The sequence below is a fragment of the Arsenicibacter rosenii genome (genome assembly GCF_001870735.1).
Classification (GTDB): Bacteria; Bacteroidota; Bacteroidia; order Cytophagales; family Spirosomataceae; genus Arsenicibacter; species Arsenicibacter rosenii.
Genome location: NZ_MORL01000127.1, coordinates 1 through 1,601, shown reverse-complemented (window position 1 = coordinate 1,601; position 1,601 = coordinate 1). Strand labels below are relative to the sequence as shown.

Sequence of the window (1,601 nt, the reverse complement as noted above, 5' to 3'; positions counted from 1 at the left end):
ATGACCGGATGATTGTCTGAGTTGATGACAATAAACACAAGATCGACCGGCTGATTAATCAAAATATTGACTGCTGCTTCAGGTCTGGAAGTAGATTCGATAACCTCAAGTAATGGAATTGAGTCTAATAGCTTATTGAGGTTAATATCTTCCTTATTCTGATCGTAAATCAAAAGACTTTTAATTGTTTTCATGATTCATTAAGGTGACTTTAGGTGAATCTTTCGTAACGGCTGGTGTTTTCGATAGCTTCGGTGTTATTCAAATTGATCTATTGGATGTAATCCCTTTCGGCATCTGGCAATTATTTTTGTTGCCTGGGATGAACTTAAATGAATGTGAATAATCGTTCATAATTTATTAAGCACAAAAAAAGATATTATTTGTGTTACTTGTCCGACATTTTATGCCACTAATCTGACAAATAATACCCTTAAACCGACATAAGTAGCCTTCAAACCGACGGTGTGCTATTTTAGCTGAGTGCCTACAGAATTTGAGTGAAATGAAAATCGTTTTTAAGTTCTTAACGTCCTCGTCTTTTTCGTTCATATATCCTGATTGCCTGGAAATGGTGATCCTACAGTACCATTTACCATAAAAAATCAGTCTGAATGGTTTTGAATGGCCATCGGGGTTTCTTGAAGGAGCCATTGCCGGATATCATGTAGAGCCAGGTTAAATATCATAGCCCAACCACTACCGTCTTGCTTTAAGAGTAAACGTTGGCTCATCCTTGAGCTTGATGCAGACGTTTATATTGCCCTGCCTCGGATGCCCTGTACAGGCGCTGTTATCCCATTTATATATAGTTTATTTTATCACCGCCCCGAATCCGACAGTTAGTAAGTAATTTGTCGGATTCGGGGCATTGATTGGCGGAAACAGAGCCTTATTTGGCGGATTTCCTAAAGCCGGCTGGCGGTATTTTGTGAGCGGGATATATTATCCTACATCACTTAATTCAGTCAACCTAATGCGTGTTTTTTTACTTACCCAATGTAGATCAGATCAAGGCGGCGGCTACGATTTTCGATCTCTGCTAAGTGAGTTCTGCCCGGTCAGGTATTCTCTGTTAATCGTTTTTTGCCTGGCGGGAACACTTACGAAAGCCGGAGGGCTCAGCGTTAATTCTTTTGAGGAATCCATTATCGGAAACGTTGTTACTCATGAGGCAATTGGAAGCAGTCGAGCGTATGGACTACTAAATGCAGCGATTGTCAGTACGGTTAAGGCAGTCACGTGTAATCCGGCCAGTGTAAGCCTTATTAATGTCGGAAACGGACCATGCGCGAATGTTGCGAGTTTATCAGTTACCAGTAGTCAGTCATTAAGTAAGGTCGATTGGTATCAGGGCGCTACCTTTATCATGACTAGTTTTCCGCTGGCTGTTACTGCCGGAACTACGATTGCCGGCGGGAGCGGACCGGGTACTTCCGGGAGCGGCGCAAGTCAGCTGACAACTCCTTACGGCGTTTTTGTAGACCCCGCCGGTGCGGTTTATATTAGCGATAATGGCAATCATCGAATCCAGAAGTGGGCAGCCGGGGCTACTTCCGGTACAACCGTCGCGGGCGGTAACGGACAGGGGAGCGGAGCAA

General features: G+C 43.5%; 2 protein-coding genes. One reads left to right on the top strand and one right to left on the bottom strand.

What is annotated here, in order from left to right; all coding sequences use genetic code 11:
* On the bottom strand, positions 1–194 hold a 194-nt coding region (locus BLX24_RS33060; protein ID WP_177225979.1), incomplete at its 3' end, for a hypothetical protein.
* A gap of 1,175 nt (positions 195–1,369) precedes the next feature.
* Between BLX24_RS33060 and BLX24_RS33530 the strand changes: the two genes are divergently transcribed.
* Positions 1,370–1,601: hypothetical protein (locus tag BLX24_RS33530; RefSeq protein WP_374755030.1), on the top strand; the 232-nt coding region annotated here is incomplete at its 3' end.